General features: G+C 25.7%; 1 protein-coding gene. It reads left to right on the top strand.

Annotation, left to right across the window (positions count from 1 at the left end; translation table 11 throughout):
- Positions 1-3,130: FkbM family methyltransferase (locus tag CSUIS19072_RS08260; protein WP_337212256.1), on the top strand; the 3,130-nt coding region annotated here is incomplete at both ends.

The following is a 3,130-nucleotide window of genomic DNA, read 5'->3' as shown; positions in this document are numbered from 1 at the left end:
AAATAGTATGAATATAGATAATAGAGATATTGTAAATCTTAGTATGGGGGGGGGTATTTCATATATGATATATTTGCCAAATAAAGATACCGACTACATACAAAATAAAATTTACAAAGAGACAGAGCCATATGAATTAACAATGCTTAAGGATATTATAAGTAGATGCAAATCAAATGATATTATAGTAGATGTTGGTTCAAATATTGGCAACCATACCATATTTTTTGCTGCGAATAATCTTTTTGTTTATGCATTTGAAGCAAATAGTGCATTATTTAATATAATGCAAGATAGTATCAAGCTTAATAAATTTGATAATTTAACCAAATGTTATAATGTTGCAGTTTCAGATTCAGTTTCTAAGGCTAAATTTTCAAAATTAGATGAAACAAATTTAGGTGGTCAATCATTAGCAATTTCAGATGATGGCGATATACCTACCATTCCTTTAGATGATGTAGATTTTAATGGGAAAGTAGCAGTAGTTAAAATAGATGTAGAAGGAATGGAGTGCAATGTTCTAAATGGTGCTAAAAAATTAATTGCCAAAGATAGGCCGTTGCTTTATATCGAAGCAATCAATATGGATTCTTTTAAAAATATATCTTATATATTAAATGATTTAAATTATGTATATTGGGATACTTTTAATGCTACGCCCACTCATCTATTTTTACCTAAAGAAACTCTTTGTGAAAAGGATATTTTAACTAATAGTTTAAATCATCAGATATTTGAGTCTTATAGAATAAAACAATCATTAAACTATAGCAAAAGACATCAAAATGATATCAATAAAGTTATAGATTTATCTACTAAAAGTATAAAATTATTAGAAGACAAAATCGAAACCCTAGAAAAAGAAAAAGAATCTTTTTTGAGTATTCAAGATGAGAAAAATCAAGAATTATTAGAGATTAAGTATGAAAAATCTAGATTAGAAGACAAAATTGAAACTCTAGAAAATGACTTTGATAAAATGAAAACAAATTTTATTGGCATGAAGGCTAGATATCAAAAAGAATTACAAGATAAAAATAGCGTATTAACCAAAAATAAAACTCTCAATAATAACATTGAAAAATTAAAAACAAATTTCGAAGGTATGGAAGCTAGAAATAAAAAGCTATTAGAAACTATATCCCAAAAAGATGATGAAATTTATAGAATCAAAAATATGTTATCATTTAGGCTAGGGCATACCCTTATCCAATCTACTAAATCATTTAAAGGCTTTATAAAGCTCCCATTTAGTTTCTATAATGAATATAGAAAATATAAATCATATATAAAATCTACAAGTAAAAATATAAATTACATTACACAAAATAAAATAGATCTTAAAACCAAAAAAAATATAGATCACATAGATGATATAAAAAAGATTAAAATAGCTGCCATTATGGATGAATTTACCTATAATTCATTCAAATATGAGTGTGATTTATTACAACTGACCTTAAATAACTGGAAAAATGAGATATCGAATTTTAATCCAGATATGGTGTTTATAGAGTCTGCTTGGAAAGGCAAAGATGATTCTTGGGCGACTAAAATAAGTAACTGCTCAAAAGAGTTAATAGAGCTCATACAATGGTGTAATAATAATAATAAAATAAAAACGATTTTTTGGAATAAAGAAGATCCAGTGCATTTTAACACCTTTTTGCCAGTAGCAAAAATAGTAGATTATGTATTTACAACAGATATGGATTGCATTGGTAAATATAAATATCATTTAAAGCATAATAATGTATATCTTTTACCTTTTGCAGCCCAACCAGAGATTCATAATCCAATTGAAAAATATACTAGAAAAGATGCTTTTAACTTTGCTGGTTCATATTATCTACGATACCCGCAACGACAGATAGATTTTAATACTCTAATAAATTCTATTAAAAATTTTAAAGAAGTTGAAATTTATGATAGAAATTTTGACAATCCTCATCCCCACTATACATTTCCAGATAAATTTAAGCCAATGATTTTAGGAAAATTAGCTCCAAATGAGATTGATAAGGCTTATAAAGGCTATAAATTTGGTGTAAATATGAATACTATTAAACAATCTCAAACAATGTTTGCAAGACGAGTATTTGAGCTTATGGCTTCAAATACGATTGTTGTTAGTAATTTTTCTAGAGGAGTTAGGAATTTTTTTGGCGATTTAGTTATATCATCTGACAATCAAAAACATATAACTTCAAAAATTCAAAATATATGTGATGATGAGCTCTACTATCAAAAATTTAGATTGCTTGGGCTTAGAAAAGTTATGCAAGAGCATACATATTCTGATAGGCTTTCATTCATATTTTTAAAAGTTTTTAACCGCAATTTTAATGATAAAACGATAGATACTATTATATTATCTATTATAAAAACAGAATATGAATATAATAAAATTTTAAATATGTTTGATAGTCAAACCTATCAAAATAAAACTCTATTTCTTATTAATTTAAACAATATAGATATGAAAAATTCGAAAAATTACATTCATATATTTAAAAGTGTAGAAGAAGCATTAACAAATATAGAGATGGGTAAAGAGTTGTTTTTTGGGATTTTTTCACCTAATGATTATTATGGAAAAAATTATATCAATGATATTATGCTTGCTACTAAATATAGCAAATGTGATGCTATTGGTAAATCTTGCCACTATGAATTTAATAGCGATATGGTGTTAAAAAACCAAAAAGATCGCTACACATATGTCAATGAGCTAAACTTAACCTCTTCATTGTGTAGCATAAAAAAATTAAGCAAAGATGAGTTAAAAGATATTATTTTAAGCAATAGTATTAAATTTGACAATATGTTGTCCATAGACGAGTTTAACTATTGTAAAAATGGTATAAATGTAAGCAACCAAGACTTAGAAGAATATATCCAAGATTTAGAAGTTTCAAATAGTGGTATATCTTTTAATGATGAAGTATATTCGATTATAGATAAGATACCACCTACAATGGAAATTATTGATAAAGATGAAAATTTATTTAATTTAGCATTTGATAGATTATATGATTTACTCAAACATAACTCAACTATCAATACCAAATTTAGTATATCTAATAATAAATTAATTATAGACATTAAACTAGCTCCAAAAAAGCAT

The organism is Campylobacter sp. RM19072 (assembly GCF_024723485.1).
Lineage (GTDB): Bacteria > Campylobacterota > Campylobacteria > Campylobacterales > Campylobacteraceae > Campylobacter > Campylobacter porcelli.
Note: the sequence above shows the minus strand (reverse complement) of the source record. Positions and strands in the feature narration are given on the sequence as shown.